Genomic DNA, 16,402 nt, shown 5'->3' with positions numbered 1-16,402 from the left:
AGAAAACCTTTACATATAATGAGAAAAGTAGACAAATTCTTGAATTACCAGCATATTTCCTTTTGTACGAACTATTATTAAACCAAATACAAATCTAATTGTTCGTTCAAAAAACTTTATTTTGTAATTAAAAAAATGAATGTTTTTGATTTTTTATGATTGATTTTGAATGTAAACCGTGATAAAGTAAGTACATGAAATAAATGAAAACGCTTTTTTGAAAAAGGAGCTAGAACATGTTAACGCCGGAGAGACATCAACTAATCTTAAAACTTTTAAAAGAGAAAGAACTTGTAAAAGTGCAAGAGTTTATCGAAGTTACAGGCGCTTCGGAATCCACCATTAGAAGAGACTTAAGTCAACTAGAAGAAGAGCAAATGCTCAAACGTGTTCACGGTGGCGCTTCGCTTATTCGCAGTAAACGAATCGAACTGAGCGTTATCGAAAAATCTGCTAAAAATGTTCAAGATAAACGAAACATTGCAGAGTATGCGGCTTCCATTATAAATGAAGGTGACTGTATTTTTTTAGATGCAGGAACTACAACGTATGAAATGATTCCTTTTTTAAAGCAAAAAGATGTAGTTGTCGTGACAAATGGTTTAATGCATTTAAACCCGATGCTAGAACAAGGTATCACCCTCTATTTAATTGGGGGATCTGTTAAACATAAAACGGGCGCTTTAATTGGCAATGGAGCTCTTTTAAGTCTTGAGCAATATCGTTTTGATAAGTGCTTTATGGGAGCGAATGGGATTCATCATCAATATGGATATACAACTCCTGATCCAGAAGAAGCATTGATCAAGCAAACGGCAATGAAGCTGTCTAGAGAATCTTATATTTTATCAGATTCCACTAAGTTTTTTGAAACAAGCTTTGCGAAAATAGCCGATTTACATGAAGCAAAAATTATAACAAATGACGTACCTAGCGATGTACTTATACAGTATGCAAACAAAACAGACATAAAGGTTGTGAAATCATGATTTATACATGTACGTTGAACCCATCCGTTGATTACGTAGTACATGTTTCAGCATTCGAAGAAGGCGGGCTTAACCGCACAACGAATGAAGCCAAGTTTCCAGGAGGAAAAGGCATTAACGTCTCTCGCGTTTTAAAGCGATTAGGTGTTGATAATAAAGCCCTCGGTTTTGTAGCCGGCTTTACAGGAACCTATATCGAAGACTACTTAAAAGCGGAGAATATCGAAACAGCTTTTACAAGAGTTGAGGGAGATACCCGTATTAACGTAAAGTTAAAAACAGAAAAAGAAACAGAAATTAACGGTCAAGGACCTGCTATTACAGACGAAGCGCTTCAGTCTTTATTGACTCAAGTAAAGCAAATGACTGAAGGCGATATCTTCGTATTAGCGGGGAGTATACCGAAAACGCTTCCAAGTTCTGTGTATAAAACGTTAACTGAACTAGCAGCAGCGAACGGAGTAAAAGTTGTAGTAGATGCAAGTGGAAAAACTTTGCTAGACGTCGTGTCCCACAAGCCGTTTTTTATCAAACCCAATCATCATGAACTTGCAGAATTGTTTGATGTAGAAGTAAACAGTGCAGAAGATGCGCTAGTGTACGGTAAGAAGCTCGTGGAACAAGGAGCGCAAAACGTCGTTGTGTCTATGGCAGGTGATGGAGCACTTCTTATTAACGAAAGCGGTGTCTACAGTGCCACAGTCCCTAAAGGAACGGTAAAAAATTCTGTTGGAGCTGGCGATTCACTTGTAGCTGGATTTATTGCTTCTTATGTAAAACAAGGAGATTTATTAGAAGCTTTTCAAACAGGAGTAGCTTCAGGAAGTGCCACAGCATTCTCACTTGAATTATGTACAGCAGAAGATGTAAAGACGCTTCGTGAACAAGTGTCAATCACAAAGGTAGAGTAGGGGGAACCGAGAATGAGAATTACAGAACTATTAAAAAAAGATACAATCATTCTTGATTTAAAAAGCACATCAAAAGCTGATGTTATTGATGAATTAGTTGGGAAATTAGACGAAGCTGGTCGCTTAAGCGACCGAGCTGGCTATAAAGAAGCAATTTTAAATCGTGAATCTCAAAGCACAACGGGAATTGGGGAAGGCATTGCCATTCCACATGCAAAAACAAGCTCGGTAAAAACACCGGCCATTGCATTTGGACGCTCAACAGAAGGTATTGATTATGAATCTTTAGACGGACAGCCTGCACACTTATTCTTCATGATTGCAGCGAGTGAAGGAGCGAATAATGCTCACTTAGAAACACTATCTCGTTTGTCTACGTTATTAATGGATGAATCGTTCCGAAAAACGTTGCTAACAGCATCATCAATTGATGAAATCATTAAAGCAATTGATGATAAAGAAACTGAAAATGAAGCGCCGGAAGAGGAAGTAGATACAGCTTCAGATCAATTAGTGCTTGCTGTAACGGCTTGTCCAACGGGAATTGCCCACACATATATGGCAGCGGACAGCTTAAAAGCAAAAGCGAAAGACATGAATGTGACGCTCAAAGTTGAAACAAACGGTTCCAGCGGAGTTAAAAACGCGTTGACGAAGGAAGAAATTGAAAACGCTACCGCTATTATCGTTGCAGCGGACAAGCAAGTAGAAATGGAACGTTTTGCAGGTAAAAAAGTCATTCAAGTTCCAGTAGCTGAAGGAATTCGCAAGCCGGAAGAATTAATTAACCGCGCGTTAAAAGGAGACGCTCCTGTATACAGCGGCGGCGGTGGCAGCAAAGAAGGCGGAGAAAGTAAAGGATCAGAGCGTACAGGGTTTTACAAGCACCTAATGAGCGGTGTATCCGCAATGCTTCCGTTTGTTGTAGGGGGCGGGATCTTAATTGCCATTTCATTTATGTTTGGCATTCACTCAGCAGAGCCGAAAGATCCAACGTACAATGCATTTGCAGCGGCGCTAAAAACAATTGGCGGAGATAATGCATTCTTCTTACTAGTACCAGTACTAGCAGGGTTTATTGCAATGAGTATTGCTGATCGTCCTGGTTTAGCTCCCGGTATGGTTGCAGGTCTTTTAGCAGCTTCTGGCGGAGGCGGTTTCTTAGGTGGTTTAATCGCTGGTTTCTTAGCAGGTTATGTAGTAGTGGGGTTAAAGAAATTATTCAGCGGTTTACCGCAAGCGCTTGATGGAATTAAGCCAGTTCTTCTTTATCCGCTATTTGGGATTTTTATCTCAGGATTGATTATGCTTTATGTTGTAAATGAGCCAGTTAGTGCAATTAACAAAGGATTAACGCACTGGTTAAGTGGATTTGGTACAGGTAACTTAGTATTATTAGGTATTATCTTAGGCGGTATGATGGCGATTGATATGGGTGGTCCTATTAATAAAGCAGCCTTTACATTTGGTATTGCAATGATTGATGCTGGAAACTATGCACCACACGCAGCGATTATGGCAGGCGGTATGGTTCCACCATTAGGTATGGCTATTGCGACAACTTTGTTCAAAAACAAATTTACTCGCCAAGAGCGCGAAACAGGTAAAACGTGTTATGTAATGGGTCTTTCATTTATCACAGAAGGTGCGATTCCATTCGCAGCAGCTGACCCAGGACGTGTGATTCCCGCATCGGTTATCGGTGCTGCAGTAGCAGGTGCTTTAACAATGATGTTCCACATCGGTTTACCAGCACCACACGGCGGCGTATTCGTTATCGGAATTGTACAAGGAAATCCTCTTTTATATGCACTAGCAATTTTAATTGGTGCAATTGTAACAGCGGTCCTTGTAGGTGTATTAAAAAAGCCAAAAGCAGAATAACAAATAAAGACTGATTTTACATGATGTAAAATCAGTCTTTTTGTTTTTTTGTGGTAGACATTTGTTCTTTATGAGAGTACAATTACTATAGTATTCCTTTAATTTTTAGAAAAGTTAGATAGATAAGCTTTTCTACTTGATAAAATATGGTACAATAATCGAATATTAAAAACAAAGTAAGGAAGTGTCTCAAACATGAAGGTTGCGAAGTTTGGCGGGAGTTCAGTTGCAAGCGCAGAGAAATTTAAACAGGTTGCGCATATTGTAACGTCTGATAAAGAGAGAAAGCTGGTGGTTGTATCAGCTCCGGGCAAGCGATACGGAGAAGATACAAAAATGACAGATTTGCTAATCGCACTTTCTGCCAAAATACAGCTTGGAGAAGATTACGTCGATGAGTTTGGGCAAGTAATTGATCGCTATCGTGAAATCGTTGTGGACTTGTCTATCCCAGAAACGATTATTACTGACATTATTACGAATTTACAATCACTTATTGATTTACATAAAAACGATCCATTTCGCTTATTAGACTGTCTAAAAGCAAGTGGAGAAGATAATAACGCAAAGGTAATGGCTGCTTATTTAAACCATTTAGGGTTTGAAGCTCATTATGTAAATCCAAAAGAAGCAGGTATTTTTGTTTCTGATGAACCCGGAAGAGCAAGAGTGCTTCCACTGTCTTATGAAAAATTGCCGAAGCTAAGAGAGCGTTCGGGTATTCTAGTGATCCCAGGATTCTTTGGCTACTCCGAAGAAGGGAACATGGTTACGTTCTCGCGCGGTGGTTCAGATATCACAGGCTCAATTGTAGCAGCGGGAGTAAAAGCTGATTTGTATGAAAACTTTACCGACGTAGATGCTATTTATAGCGTAGATCCAAGACTTGTGGAAAAGCCTCATGAAATGAAAGAGGTAACATACAGAGAAATGCGTGAACTATCCTATGCAGGTTTTTCTGTCTTCCATGATGAAGCGCTAGAGCCGGTTTATAAACTAGGCATTCCTGTATGTGTAAAGAATACAAATAATCCTGAAGCAAAGGGTACATTCATTGTAGCTGAGCGTCCTCACGGAGATACGCCGGTGGTTGGAATCGCTGGGGACAAAGGTTTTTGCAACATTCACGTGAGCAAATACTTATTAAACCGTGAAATTGGTTTTGGCAGAAGATTGCTTGAAATTTTAGAGGATGAAGGTATTTCATACGAACATACCCCTTCAGGAATTGATAATATCTCTGTCATCATGCGCGAGCATCAGCTTACGCTAGATGTGGAAAAGCGTGTATTTGCTCGAATTGAAAAAGAACTTGAAGTGGATGAAATCTTTATTGAACGTGATCTTGCTATGGTTATGGTAGTAGGAGAAGGAATGAATAGCACAGTAGGAATTGCTGCAAAAGCTACAGAAGCTTTTGCTCGTGCTGAAGTGAATCTTGAAATGATCAACCAAGGTTCTTCTGAGGTGAGCATGATGTTTGGTGTGAAAGCAGATGCTTTAGACCGTGCTGTTCAAGCTCTTTACAATACGTATTTTAACAGCATGTACAGTATTTCTTATTCGAATATAAAATAAACAAGACGAAAAACCCCGCTTTCTTTTTAGAGAGCGGGGTTTTCTAGTGAAGGCGTATAAAAATCAAATTTGTGGACATAAAGGGAAGGAAGAGTGAAGTCAAAGGAGGAAATACAGTGAAGAAACGACCCTTTTTCATATTCTTTTCCCTTATAGGTATTAGCGTACTTTCAGCATGCCACAATGATGATGCAGCACCGGCAAAAGAAGCTCAAAATAAACAAGGTGTGACGAATGGCGGAACGCCGATGAGCTATGATAATCAAAGCGAAAACACATCTTTTAACTTTTCAAAATTTGATTTAGAAGTAGACTATAAGGGGCTCAACAATGATTATGAAGCCGACTACGAAAATGAAAATGATGAGATAGAAGCCAAAGTGGATGATAATATTAACGATGAGCACTTGAACGGAGACAAAGCTTTTAATAAATTATCTTCAAAATTTAAAAAGTTAAATTTTGATCAGCGCACCCCCGATGAAGATGTAAAAAAGGAAGTAATCGATGCGTTTGGCCTAAAAAAAGATTTTCAGTCGTTTGAATTAGAAGTTCGTTTTTCAAACGGAACGGAAAAAGAATACAACTTTAAACAAAAGTAAGACGTTAAAGCAAAATATTTTAGTTGAAGGAAAATCCGAACGATGAATTGAGGTTCTTCATTAAGAATCCAACTCGTTCGGATTTTTTCATTGGTAAGGTGAACGTATGTCTCAATCTTATTTTTGATGTCTAAAAAAAGGAAAATAGTGAAAGGATGGTGATAAATAAGAAAAAGGAGGAATCACGGATGCAAAAGTTAATAATGAACGGATGTGTAGTCTTTGTTCTGTTATTGTTAGGAGCATGCAGCATGGTAAAAGAGCAAAATAACGCTCATGAAAACCACTTGAAAACAGAGGAAGCGAAAGAAACAAGCGAAGTATCGGTAGAACCTGTTAAAGTGGATTTAACGAATACATCGGGCAAAAAAGTAGGAGAGGCTACCCTGTCAGAAGCAAAGAACGGCGTGCAAATTAAATTAACTGCTCAAGGTCTTTCACCGGGAAGACATGGATTTCATATTCATGAAATAGGAAAATGTGAGGTGCCGGATTTTAAAACAGCGGGTGCCCATTTTAATCCTTTTAAACGTGAACACGGTTTTAAAAATACAAAAGGCCCGCATGCAGGTGATTTGCCCAATCTAGAAGTTGCTCCAAATGGCAAAGTAGATACAGAAATTTTTGCTTCTCTTGTCACGCTGCAAGAAGGAAAGCCGAATTCTCTTTTGGATATGGATGGATCGGCATTAGTGATACATGATAAAGTCGACGATTACACAACGGATCCTTCAGGAAACTCAGGAGATCGGATTGTTTGTGGAGTGATTACAAAATAAGCCAAAAAGCTGTGAAATCATTCACGGCTTTTTTATTTCAGTAACGAGCCGCTTCTAAATTGCGGTGAGCTTCTTTTTTTTGCACAATAGAAGAAAGAGCAAAGAAGGTGAAAACATGCATAAGCAAGTTGTCGTAATAGGCGGAGGAGTAGGTGGGTTAACAGCGGGAGCGCTTTTAGCTAAACATGACTATGAAGTGACGGTTTTAGAAGCTTCTCGAGAATGGGGAGGCTGTGCAGGGAAATTTCAGCGCCATTTGTATACGTTTCCTGTTGGAGCGACGCTTGGAATGGGATTTGAGCACGGAGGGATACATGAGCGAATCGGCATGTACCTTGGCCTAGAAATTGAAAAGGTTTCTCTTGAGAAAATCATGAAAGTTCATCTTCCTCATCGTACACTGATTTATTATCAAGACCGGTATCAGCATATTTCCTATCTTCAAAAACAATTTCCTCATAAAGCAAAAAATATTAGGAGCTTTTATGAAAATGTTTTTAGAATTGCAAAAGAAATTCGCAAGCTTATGCAGTCTCTGCCGGTTCTTCCTCCTCTGACAGTCGGTGAGTGGAGCAGGCTGGTAAGTTCGTTGAATTTTGGTTCTGTGAAGCTGTTGCCTTATTTTCATCAATCGTTTAGTTATTTACTAAAAAAACACAGCTTGTTAGACGAAGCGGACTTTCTTCATTTTGTTGATGGTCAATTAATAGACAGCATGCAGACAACGAGTGAGAACTGTTCAATGCTTATTGGATGTTTAGCGTTGGATATTTATCACGAAGGAGCTTTTTATGTGAATGGCGGCTTATACAAAGTCGCAGAAGCGCTGCAAAAATCGATTAAAGCCAACGGAGGAAAAACGACTCTAGGAAGGAAAGTAGTAAAGATAGAGCGTGATAATGACGGGTGGATCGTGCATGATCATAGAGGTAACCGTTACCGTGCATCAGACGTTGTATGCAACGCCCCGGTTCAAAGCTTAAAGTCTTTGCTGCATGATGAAGATTACCAACATATTCATAAGCGGGCAAAAGAAAAAAGCGAGCTTCCGCAGTGGGGAACGTTTTCGATGTATTTTGCCATTGATGAAAGAGATCTGCCGCAAAAGATAGAGTTGTTTCATCAAGTACTTCAATCCGAACAAGGGGAAATGACAGAAGGAAATCATTTATTTATCTCAGTCTCTCATCCTGATGATCGTTTTCGAGCGCCTGAAGGCAAGCGTACAATTACAGCGTCTACTCACATTGATCTTAGCAAGTGGAGTAAAAAAGAAGCCTATGACCTTCAAAAACAAGTTTTTGAGAAAAAAATGGTAGCAGGCATTAAAACCATTATTCCTAGCATTGAAAAAGCAGAGCATCAAATTTCGGGAGCTCCTAAAGCATGGGAAAGGTTCACTTCTCGCCCAAACGGCGGAGTGGGAGGCTTTCCGCAAACGTTAGATCATGCCTTGTTCAACAGCATTTCGCATCGATCTGGCTTACAAGGACTGTGGTTATGCGGAGATACAGTGTTTCCAGGAGCGGGAACTATAGGCGTATCGGTAAGCGGCTATCATGTGTTTCAAAGTATAACGTCTCACCGCCATACGTTACCTTAACATTTCTTACATACAAACTACTATTGTTCATACCATTAAAAACACCGGCCCCATTACCATAGGGCCGGTGTTTTCAGGAGAGAAACAGCTTCCACCACTTCCGTTTTCGCTTCATATCAGCAGCGGCGGTTTGTCTAAAGGTTTGGACAAAATCACTAAACATCTCTTCGCGTTCAGCTACGCTTTGACGATGAAGCTTACGTTCTTTCTCCATTTCTTTTAAATAATAGACTCGTTCCTCATTCATTGAATCAATTAAATCACGAAGCTCTTCTGTCGTATTAGTTGAAGAATTATTTAATTTTTCAACCATAAATTTTACTTGATTCATCGCAACGGTGGAGTTGCTTGAGAATCGGTCTAATAAATACTGCATTTCTTTAGAGGATTCATCCGCATTCTCCATGACATCTTTCATGAACAGGCGCATATCCTCGGTTTTCTCTTCAGCGATTGTTGAATAATCTTCAATCAAAGAAGTGACTTCATCAAACGATTTTTCGTTAGAACGGATAATTTTTTTAGACATATTTTCTACATCTCTTGCGCTGCGTTCTGAAGACTCAGAAATGTATGCCCCGACCGACTCCACCATTTCTACAGTTTGGGTAGCACTTTTTTCAAGCTCTCTTTTTACTTCTCCGACAATTTCTTCGCGAACTTCATTTCGCATACCTTCTCGCATTTCTTTTAACAAATCAGCTTTAAATGTATCAAGTACCTCAAACACATCTTCATAGCGGCGAACAGCTTCTACTAATTCCCCTTGAAGCAGTTCTTTTTCATTCACAACAAGGTCGTTTGGTTTTGGCTCTTCAATAGAAGCAGAAATAGCCTGCTTTTCTTCTTCAGTAGCTAATCGTGCTTCAGGTATAGGAGGGGTCTTCTCTTGCTTATTTTCTGAAATGCTTTCCTGCTTTTCAGCAGCTTTTTTCTTTTCTTGCTTTATTTGTTTATTGGAATGTTCTTGAAAATCAATGACGTTTTCTTTTTTAGAAGTTTTCAACTTTGCTGGTTCCTCTTCTTTTGAAACCGCTGCCTCTGATTCCATCACTAAATGCTCCTGTTCTTCTTGTTCCTTTATCAGCAGCTGAACATATTCTTTGACTTCATCTAACGTACATTGTTCATCAAACAGCTGTTTAATATCATTAAATAATTCAATTTGTTCCTCTGTATAGACACGAGCCCCATCTACTCGTTCAATTGTTAAATAGCTGCCCAATAATTTTTCCCATTGTTTTAGCGTTTTCTTTTCTACCTCTAATTGATCACTTACTTTTTTAATTGTATATGTCTCCATCATTTTTCATTTCCTCCCTTATCTATTTTCATCCAACTATGTAATGGATTATTTGTTGTATGTTGTATTCACCATATCTTCACTTGTTTTCCTGCTAGGTGACAAAGGTTGTCAAAACTAGACGACATTAGCCTTCTATGTAAAGAAAACGCATATTTTGTAAAAAAATGTACAGAAATGCGCAAATGGCAAAAATGGAAAACATAAAAGAAAAGGAGAGTATAGAAAACAGTTGACGGGAAAAAATGAATCCTATAAGATAAGTTTAAATGTTTAAGTTCTTGAACATATAAACATAAGGAGTGAACACTATGTCACAGCATTATGCGCTCATCACCGGTGCGTCGGGAGGAATAGGTAAAGAGTTAGCTTATCAATTCGCAAAGGATGGGCATCCTGTAATTTTAGTTGCCAGAAGCGCTGATAAACTAACAGCGATTGGAGAGAATTTAAAATCTACTTATAATATTGAAGTGATAACGGTTGTTAAGGATTTATCAAGAGAAGAAGAGATACAGTCATTATATGAAGAACTTAAAAAAAAAAAATGCACGTTGATTATTTAGTGAACAATGCTGGTTTTGGACTATACGGCAAATTTATTGAAACAGCTTTAGATGAAGAGTTAAACATGATTGATTTAAATATTCGAGCATTAACTCATTTAACAAAATTATTTTTACCGGATATGGTCAAAAGAAATCGCGGAAAAATTTTAAACATTGCATCTGTTGCTGCATTTATGCCAGGTCCGCTTATGACGGTATATTACGCAACGAAAGCGTACGTGTTATCTTTCACAGAGGCCCTTGAAAATGAATTAAAAGGTACCAATGTAACGGTAAGTGCTCTATGCCCGGGTCCAACTAAAACTGGTTTTAGCGACCGAGCCCAGCTAAGCAACTCCAAGCTTTTTCAAAGCGGTGCAATGGATGTAGAAACAGTAACGAAAGTTGGCTATAAAAAATTTATGAAAGGGCAGACGGTTATCGTACCAGGAGTACAGTTTCGTCTTGCTACGTTCATCCCGCGCTTCGTGCCAAGAAAGTGGCTTACATCCGTTGTCCGAAGAACACAAGAAATTAAATAAAGGAGAATATATATGAGTGAAAAAGCAGTCGAGTTATTTCGTGCCAGCATTCCTGTTTTTCAGGCTCTAAGTGATTCAGCAAGACAAGATATTATTTTGCTGCTCGCCGAAAAAGAGCCTTTAACCGTTAATGAAATTGCAAACGAGTCTACTCTATCACGACCGGCAATTTCTCATCATTTAAAAATTTTACGCGATCAAAAGCTTGTGCAAATTGAGCAAAAAGGGACGCAGAGATATTATTCACTAGCTTTAAGTGAGGCAGTTGAGCTATTAAAAAGCTTGCTTGCTACAGTTGAAGCCGAATGTTTATAGGGAGATGAAAGAGATGAACCACGAGCGATTTTATATCACAGATGAAACGGTCATTGAACATATTGTCTCTACACAAAAGCAGTATTTCTATGCGCAAAAGACAAAGAGTATCAACAGCCGTATTCAAGCGCTGAATAAGCTAAGAGACGCAGTCAAACAAAACGAGCAGAGAATTATGGATGCTTTAAAACAAGATTTAAATAAATCTGAAGTAGAGGCCTACACGTCGGAAATTGGGATTTTACTAGAGGAAATTCGATTTACGCTTAAACATTTAGCAAAATGGATGAAGCCTAAAAAAGTAAAAACCGCTTTAACACATGTGGGCTCTAAAGGGAAAATTGTTCCTGAACCGTATGGAGTCGCGTTAATTATTGCTCCGTGGAACTATCCGTTTCAATTAGCACTGTCTCCTTTAGTAGGAGCGATTGCCGCTGGAAACACGGCGATTATAAAACCTTCTGAATTAACGCCTAGCGTATCTCGCGTTATACAAGAATTACTAGCTGAAGCTTTTGACCCAGCATTTGTGACGGTGGTTGAAGGGGCTGTAGACACTACAAGTCTGCTTTTAAAACAGCCCGTTGATTATATTTTCTTTACGGGAAGTGTAAATGTAGGGAAAATTATTATGCAAGAAGCAGGGAAGCAGCTTATTCCCGTCACGCTTGAGCTAGGCGGAAAAAGTCCGTGCATTGTACATGAAGACGCAAACCTAGATCTTGCAGCGAAGCGAATTATGTTTGGTAAAGGGATGAATGCAGGCCAAACGTGCGTTGCTCCTGATTATTTGCTCGTGCATAAAAAGGTAAAAGCGCAGCTTGTAGAGAAACTTCGCGAAGCGATTTCTCAATTTTACGGTAGTAATCCGCTTGAAAGCGACCGCTATGGCCGTATTGTCAGTGAGCGCCATTTTACTCGGCTAGTTGAGTTTTTAAAAGACGGAAATGCTATAGTTGGAGGCGGGTACAATAAAAACACGCTAACAATAGAACCTACGGTGTTAAGTGAAGTAAGCTGGACCTCAGATGTCATGCAAGAAGAAATCTTTGGGCCTATTCTTCCTATGATTGAATATGAAACACTAGACGAAGTCATTCATAAAGTTCAAGAAAAAGCTAAGCCGTTAGCTCTTTACTTATTTACAGAAAGTGAAGATGTGCAAAACGCCATAACGGAGCGTCTTTCATTTGGAGGAGGCTGTATAAACGATACGCTTATGCATATCGCTACGCCATATTTACCGTTTGGCGGAGTGGGAGAAAGCGGCACGGGTCAATATCATGGAAAAGACAGCTTTCAGACATTTACTCATTTTAAAAGCATGCTGTCTCAAACAACCAAGTTTGATTTGTCATTCCGCTATCCTTCGGAAAAACAAAGCTTGAAAATGATCAAAAAATTACTGAAATAAAAGAGCCTCCTGATAGGAGGCTTTTTCGTTATTTTGAAAGTGAAAGCTGAGAAAGCGGCCATTTTTCTTGGATATATGCCATTTCCCAAAATAAATACTCGAGTTCACAGCTTTTGATGAAGTGATCTTTCATACGGTTACGTTCTTCTTCAGTCGCTTGTTCGGCGAGTTCATCGAGCTTGTTACAAAACCATTGTGTTGTGCCATTCATTTCTTCATTATTATAAAACTGAATCCATTCATAAAAAGGATGAGAAGGAGATGGATTTACTTGTTCTGTAATGCGCTGCCCAATTTCAACGTACGTCCATGGACATGGAAGAAGCACTGCAATGATTTCTGCTAAGCTGCCTGTATGCGCAACGCTTGTCATATGGTTAATGTAGTGGCTGGCCGTCGGTGAAAGCGTCTCAGTGTGAAGGTCTTCATAACGTACGCCTGCTACTTCACAAAAATTATTGTGAGGGTGTACTTCACTATGTAATACCGTAGAAATGCCGGCATTAAAGGCTTCCATTTCGGTACGCGTGCGGCATTTCGTTAAAGCAGCGCCGTAAATGCGAACAAATGCTGTTAAGTATTCGTAATCTTGAGAAACGTAGTGAATAAGCGCTTCTTTTGGCACGTTTCCTTCAGCAATTCCTTTAATAAAAGGATGGTTAAAAATGGCTTCGTAAATATAGTTTGCTTCTTGTCTTAATTGAGATGAAAATGACATCAAAATCCTCCTTTAATATGAGGAAGTCACAAACAAGCACATAAAGGAAATAAAAAACACTCCGTTTATAAACGGAGTGGCAAAGGACAGTAAAAAACTGAACATTGCCACTTTCCTACGCTGGTATGAGCCAGATCAGGTTCAAAGGGATCAAGAAAACTTGTCTCAGCCGGTGGGCACCCCTAGTGGACTTCCTATTAATCTATGTTTAACTTACCATATATTCTGAAAAATAGAAAGCGTTATGGGAAATTGTGTGCTAACCGCTTTTCTTTCTTAAAGAGGAAATTTCTTAAAGCTATTTTTAATCATTTTTGTTTAAAAATGCATATTTTTAGGGAAGAAGAGGTATTAATGAAGGGAAGAGCCGTTTTCGTCTCCGAAACACTCCCATATAAATAGAAGAAAGGAGAGAACAAAATGGCGAAATTTCGTTTGTATGCTGTATTAAATACAGTAGGCTTGGCTATTACACTGCTTGTGAATTATTTAGCAAATGCCATTCCAATAGGAGGCAAAACAACGGGAGAAGCTTCTGCGCAAGTTCCTACGTTGTTTACACCAGCGGGTTATGCCTTTGCTATCTGGGGCGTTATTTATTTATTATTAACCATTTGGGTTATACGCCAATTTTTTGCAAGAGAAGATCAAAAGGAAATATATGCACGTATCGGCATTTGGTTTTTTCTAAACTGTTTGTTAAATAGTGCGTGGATCTTTATTTTCCAAAACGATTACTATAAGTTATCTCTTTTAGTTATGCTCTTTATTCTAGGCACATTAATGATTGTATATTCCATTATTCAGCATTCTCGGATGACGACATGGTTTATGCGTCTGCCGATTTCGCTTTATCTTGGATGGATTTCTGTTGCGACTATTGTCAATGTGTTTGTCGTATTTCAAGCAAATGGAATACAGCATTTGCTTGGCCTGAGCGAGTTAGCATGGACGATTATTATGCTGCTGGTAGGAGCTGCGCTGGGCATTATGTTTACATTAAAAAACCGAGACGCTGTTTATCCGCTTGTTTTTATTTGGGCTTATATTGCCATTGCAGTGAAGCAAAGTGGAAATCAGCCAATTGTCATTACTGTCATCATTTCAGTTGTTTTATTAGCAATTGCCATTATTGTGGGATTGATTAAACGCTATAGACGTTTTTAAAAAGAAGCTCTAGCTTTTGTAAGCTAGAGCTTTTTATGATGCTCTTTTGATTGTAAAAAAGCAGCTGTAAAAGCAATTAAGCTAATTAAAATACCAAAAGGAACAACAATTGGTACGAATGATAAAATAAATGTCATAAGTGTAACCTCCATGTTGCATCGGTGCATAATGAAAAATTCAACTTTTTTAAATTGAAGTTCCGCTATTATAGTATGCTAGGCTTTATGTTTGGAGCCTATATGTTTAGAAATAAACGAAAAAGGCAACATACGTTACATACAGGTTGTATTAGGAGGAGTTAAAATGGAAACATATTTAGTCGCTTACACAGATAAAGATGATATGGAATATAAACAAGTGACGTGCGAGAGTTATGAAGATGCAGAGCGTACGGTCCTTCGTTTAGAGAGAGAAGGGCATATGCATATTGAAGAAATTTCAAATCAAGAAGCCTACCGGGGAGATGAATCATCGTACAGAGAATAAATTTTGAATAGAAACACCAACCTTAAAATGAAGAAGCAGCTGCTTCTTCATTTTTCTATTCTATATAGATATCGTTTTATAGAAAAAAGTAAAACGGGAATGATTTTCTTCTGCATTTATGGTACAGTACTAATCAGGTGAGTTTTGAGTTTAGAAGAGGAGAGAGTAACATTATATGAGTAAAGGAAATCAGTGGTCTTCACGCCTCGGTTTTATTTTAGCATCTGCTGGGGCAGCAATTGGTCTAGGAGCGATATGGAAGTTTCCATACGTAACGGGAACCAGTGGCGGTGGAGCGTTTTTTGCGTTGTTTATTTTATTTACGATTTTTATTGGATTGCCGCTTCTGTTGGCAGAATTTATCATTGGAAGACATACGGGAAAAGAAGCGATTAGTGCTTATAAGGCAATTGCTCCAAAATCCGCTTGGGTATGGATTGGCAGGCTGGGAGTACTAAGCTGTGTCGTTTTGCTTTCCTTTTACAGCGTCGTTGGCGGCTGGGTGATTTTATATACGATTATGAGCGTAACCGGTATGCTAAGCGGAAAAGAGTACGGCCCGTTGTTCAATGCCGTCATTAGCCAGCCTTATGTAGTATTAGGTGCACAGGCGCTGTTTTTATTAATTACAGTGTTTGTTATTTCAAAAGGCGTACAAAAAGGAATAGAGCGTGCTAATAAATACATGATGCCGCTGTTATTTATTTGTTTTATCATTATCGTAGTGCGTTCTTTAACATTAGACGGAGCAATGGACGGAGTAAAGTTCTTTTTGAAACCAGATTTTTCAGCCATTACAGGGTCATCTGTTCTCTATGCGCTCGGTCAGTCGTTTTTCTCGCTTTGCGTGGGATTATCCTGCATGGTGACATATAGCTCTTATTTAGGGAAAAAAGTAAGCTTGACGCGTTCAGCTGGCACTATTGCTATTTTGAACTTGTTTGTTTCGCTGCTGGCGGGCTTGGCTATTTTTCCAGCCGTTTTTTCATTTGGATTAAAGCCAACTGAAGGACCTGGACTTTTGTTTGTGGTCTTGCCAACAGTATTTGAGAAAATGCCGTTTGGTACCGTCTTTTTAGCACTGTTTTTAATTTTATTTCTATTCGCTACGCTTACCTCTGCTTTCTCACTGCTGGAAATTATCGTAGCTGCTTTAACCAAAGACGATCAGACAAAACGAACTCGCTACGCTTCTTTATCAGGGATTCTTGTGTTTGTGGTAGGTATCCCATCAGCGCTTTCGTTTGGTGTACTAAAACATGTCTCACTTTTTGGCAGAAGTATATTTGACGTAGCTGACTTTTTTGTGAGCAACTTAATGCTGCCTCTTGGAAGTTTAGCCATTGCGATTTTTGTGACATTTAAAATGAAAAAAGAAGCCGTGTATGAAGAGTTTATTTCAGGAAGTACAAAAGGCGCTAAATTATTCAATGCATGGTTCTTTCTAGTTAAATACGTATTGCCTATTATAATTATAGCTGTTCTATTAAGCTTACTTGTTGCATATTAAATAGGCTGAGACAAAAAATATGTTAGTTGAAGAAAGCTCCGAACGATGAATCG

The 16,402-nt window shown here is 38.8% G+C and carries 14 protein-coding genes, 1 pseudogene and 1 riboswitch; of the genes and pseudogenes, 13 read left to right on the top strand and 2 right to left on the bottom strand.

The genetic code is table 11. The features are described 5' to 3' along the window. Window positions 1–236: 236 nt before the first annotated feature. The 7 genes from ACFX4N_RS03900 to ACFX4N_RS03870 all read left to right on the top strand — a co-directional run bounded on the left by ACFX4N_RS03900 (window position 237) and on the right by ACFX4N_RS03870 (window position 8,346). On the top strand, window positions 237–989 hold the full coding sequence (locus tag ACFX4N_RS03900) for a DeoR/GlpR family DNA-binding transcription regulator (RefSeq protein WP_013056834.1): 753 nt from the start codon (window positions 237–239) through the stop codon (window positions 987–989). Then, entirely contained in the window at window positions 986–1,900 is a 915-nt protein-coding gene (gene pfkB, locus ACFX4N_RS03895; RefSeq protein WP_078081760.1) for a 1-phosphofructokinase, read from the top strand. Before ACFX4N_RS03900 ends, pfkB begins: the two co-directional genes overlap by 4 nt. A gap of 12 nt (window positions 1,901–1,912) precedes the next feature. Then, on the top strand, window positions 1,913–3,784 hold the full coding sequence (locus ACFX4N_RS03890) for a PTS fructose transporter subunit IIABC (RefSeq protein WP_192100458.1): 1,872 nt from the start codon (window positions 1,913–1,915) through the stop codon (window positions 3,782–3,784). Between the two features lie 195 nt (window positions 3,785–3,979). Beyond that, window positions 3,980–5,362 carry an aspartate kinase gene (locus ACFX4N_RS03885; protein ID WP_057273089.1) on the top strand — a complete coding sequence of 461 codons (1,383 nt, stop codon included), beginning with the start codon at window positions 3,980–3,982 and terminating at the stop codon, window positions 5,360–5,362. A 116-nt stretch (window positions 5,363–5,478) separates the two neighbouring features. Then, window positions 5,479–5,964, top strand: coding sequence for a YusW family protein (locus ACFX4N_RS03880; RefSeq protein ID WP_013056838.1), 486 nt, complete (start codon window positions 5,479–5,481; stop codon window positions 5,962–5,964). Window positions 5,965–6,152: 188 nt separating this feature from the next. Further along, window positions 6,153–6,743, top strand: a complete 591-nt coding sequence (locus tag ACFX4N_RS03875) for a superoxide dismutase family protein (protein ID WP_029321499.1) — start codon at window positions 6,153–6,155, stop codon at window positions 6,741–6,743. Window positions 6,744–6,858: 115 nt separating this feature from the next. Beyond that, a complete protein-coding gene (locus tag ACFX4N_RS03870) occupies window positions 6,859–8,346 on the top strand; it encodes an FAD-dependent oxidoreductase (protein ID WP_192100457.1) in 1,488 nt (495 codons plus the stop codon). 73 nt (window positions 8,347–8,419) lie between these two features. Here ACFX4N_RS03870 and ACFX4N_RS03865 read toward each other — a convergent pair whose 3' ends face one another. After that, window positions 8,420–9,652 carry a helix-turn-helix domain-containing protein gene (locus tag ACFX4N_RS03865; protein ID WP_013056841.1) on the bottom strand — a complete coding sequence of 411 codons (1,233 nt, stop codon included), beginning with the start codon at window positions 9,650–9,652 and terminating at the stop codon, window positions 8,420–8,422. A 308-nt stretch (window positions 9,653–9,960) separates the two neighbouring features. Between ACFX4N_RS03865 and ACFX4N_RS03860 the strand changes: the two are divergent. The 3 genes and pseudogenes from ACFX4N_RS03860 (at window position 9,961) to ACFX4N_RS03850 (ending at window position 12,468) form a co-directional block, all read left to right on the top strand. Continuing rightward, window positions 9,961–10,739, top strand: a pseudogene (locus tag ACFX4N_RS03860) (SDR family NAD(P)-dependent oxidoreductase). A gap of 12 nt (window positions 10,740–10,751) precedes the next feature. Continuing rightward, a complete protein-coding gene (locus ACFX4N_RS03855) occupies window positions 10,752–11,054 on the top strand; it encodes an ArsR/SmtB family transcription factor (RefSeq protein ID WP_013056843.1) in 303 nt (100 codons plus the stop codon). Window positions 11,055–11,067: 13 nt separating this feature from the next. Further along, a complete protein-coding gene (locus ACFX4N_RS03850; RefSeq protein ID WP_013056844.1) occupies window positions 11,068–12,468 on the top strand; it encodes an aldehyde dehydrogenase in 1,401 nt (466 codons plus the stop codon). Window positions 12,469–12,496: 28 nt separating this feature from the next. On the opposite strand, the gene tenA is transcribed toward ACFX4N_RS03850, so the two are convergent. Beyond that, window positions 12,497–13,186: a thiaminase II gene (gene tenA, locus ACFX4N_RS03845; RefSeq protein WP_192100456.1), complete on the bottom strand. Its 690-nt coding sequence runs from the start codon at window positions 13,184–13,186 to the stop codon at window positions 12,497–12,499. 95 nt (window positions 13,187–13,281) lie between these two features. Beyond that, window positions 13,282–13,380: riboswitch (TPP riboswitch) on the bottom strand. A gap of 226 nt (window positions 13,381–13,606) precedes the next feature. Between tenA and ACFX4N_RS03840 the strand changes: the two genes are divergently transcribed. The 3 genes from ACFX4N_RS03840 to ACFX4N_RS03830 all read left to right on the top strand — a co-directional run bounded on the left by ACFX4N_RS03840 (window position 13,607) and on the right by ACFX4N_RS03830 (window position 16,349). Then, window positions 13,607–14,353, top strand: coding sequence for a TspO/MBR family protein (locus tag ACFX4N_RS03840; RefSeq protein WP_013056846.1), 747 nt, complete (start codon window positions 13,607–13,609; stop codon window positions 14,351–14,353). Between the two features lie 303 nt (window positions 14,354–14,656). Beyond that, window positions 14,657–14,839, top strand: coding sequence for a hypothetical protein (locus ACFX4N_RS03835; protein WP_013056847.1), 183 nt, complete (start codon window positions 14,657–14,659; stop codon window positions 14,837–14,839). Window positions 14,840–15,014: 175 nt separating this feature from the next. Beyond that, window positions 15,015–16,349 carry a sodium-dependent transporter gene (locus tag ACFX4N_RS03830; RefSeq protein WP_071274965.1) on the top strand — a complete coding sequence of 445 codons (1,335 nt, stop codon included), beginning with the start codon at window positions 15,015–15,017 and terminating at the stop codon, window positions 16,347–16,349. Window positions 16,350–16,402 lie beyond the last annotated feature (53 nt).

The organism is Priestia sp. YIM B13551, from assembly GCF_042787905.1.
Lineage (GTDB): Bacteria > Bacillota > Bacilli > Bacillales > Bacillaceae_H > Priestia.
This window is presented reverse-complemented; position numbering and strand designations above follow the sequence as displayed.

What these genes read in the sequence shown, in the direction of transcription:
- ACFX4N_RS03900 (WP_013056834.1), top strand. Translation starts at nt 237, where the DNA reads ATGTTAACGCCGGAGAGACATCAACTAATCTTAAAACTTTTAAAAGAG.
- pfkB (WP_078081760.1), top strand. Translation starts at nt 986, where the DNA reads ATGATTTATACATGTACGTTGAACCCATCCGTTGATTACGTAGTACAT.
- ACFX4N_RS03890 (WP_192100458.1), top strand. Translation starts at nt 1,913, where the DNA reads ATGAGAATTACAGAACTATTAAAAAAAGATACAATCATTCTTGATTTA.
- ACFX4N_RS03885 (WP_057273089.1), top strand. Translation starts at nt 3,980, where the DNA reads ATGAAGGTTGCGAAGTTTGGCGGGAGTTCAGTTGCAAGCGCAGAGAAA.
- ACFX4N_RS03875 (WP_029321499.1), top strand. Translation starts at nt 6,153, where the DNA reads ATGCAAAAGTTAATAATGAACGGATGTGTAGTCTTTGTTCTGTTATTG.
- ACFX4N_RS03870 (WP_192100457.1), top strand. Translation starts at nt 6,859, where the DNA reads ATGCATAAGCAAGTTGTCGTAATAGGCGGAGGAGTAGGTGGGTTAACA.
- ACFX4N_RS03865 (WP_013056841.1), bottom strand. Translation starts at nt 9,652, where the DNA reads ATGATGGAGACATATACAATTAAAAAAGTAAGTGATCAATTAGAGGTA.
- ACFX4N_RS03855 (WP_013056843.1), top strand. Translation starts at nt 10,752, where the DNA reads ATGAGTGAAAAAGCAGTCGAGTTATTTCGTGCCAGCATTCCTGTTTTT.
- ACFX4N_RS03850 (WP_013056844.1), top strand. Translation starts at nt 11,068, where the DNA reads ATGAACCACGAGCGATTTTATATCACAGATGAAACGGTCATTGAACAT.
- tenA (WP_192100456.1), bottom strand. Translation starts at nt 13,186, where the DNA reads ATGTCATTTTCATCTCAATTAAGACAAGAAGCAAACTATATTTACGAA.
- ACFX4N_RS03840 (WP_013056846.1), top strand. Translation starts at nt 13,607, where the DNA reads ATGGCGAAATTTCGTTTGTATGCTGTATTAAATACAGTAGGCTTGGCT.
- ACFX4N_RS03835 (WP_013056847.1), top strand. Translation starts at nt 14,657, where the DNA reads ATGGAAACATATTTAGTCGCTTACACAGATAAAGATGATATGGAATAT.
- ACFX4N_RS03830 (WP_071274965.1), top strand. Translation starts at nt 15,015, where the DNA reads ATGAGTAAAGGAAATCAGTGGTCTTCACGCCTCGGTTTTATTTTAGCA.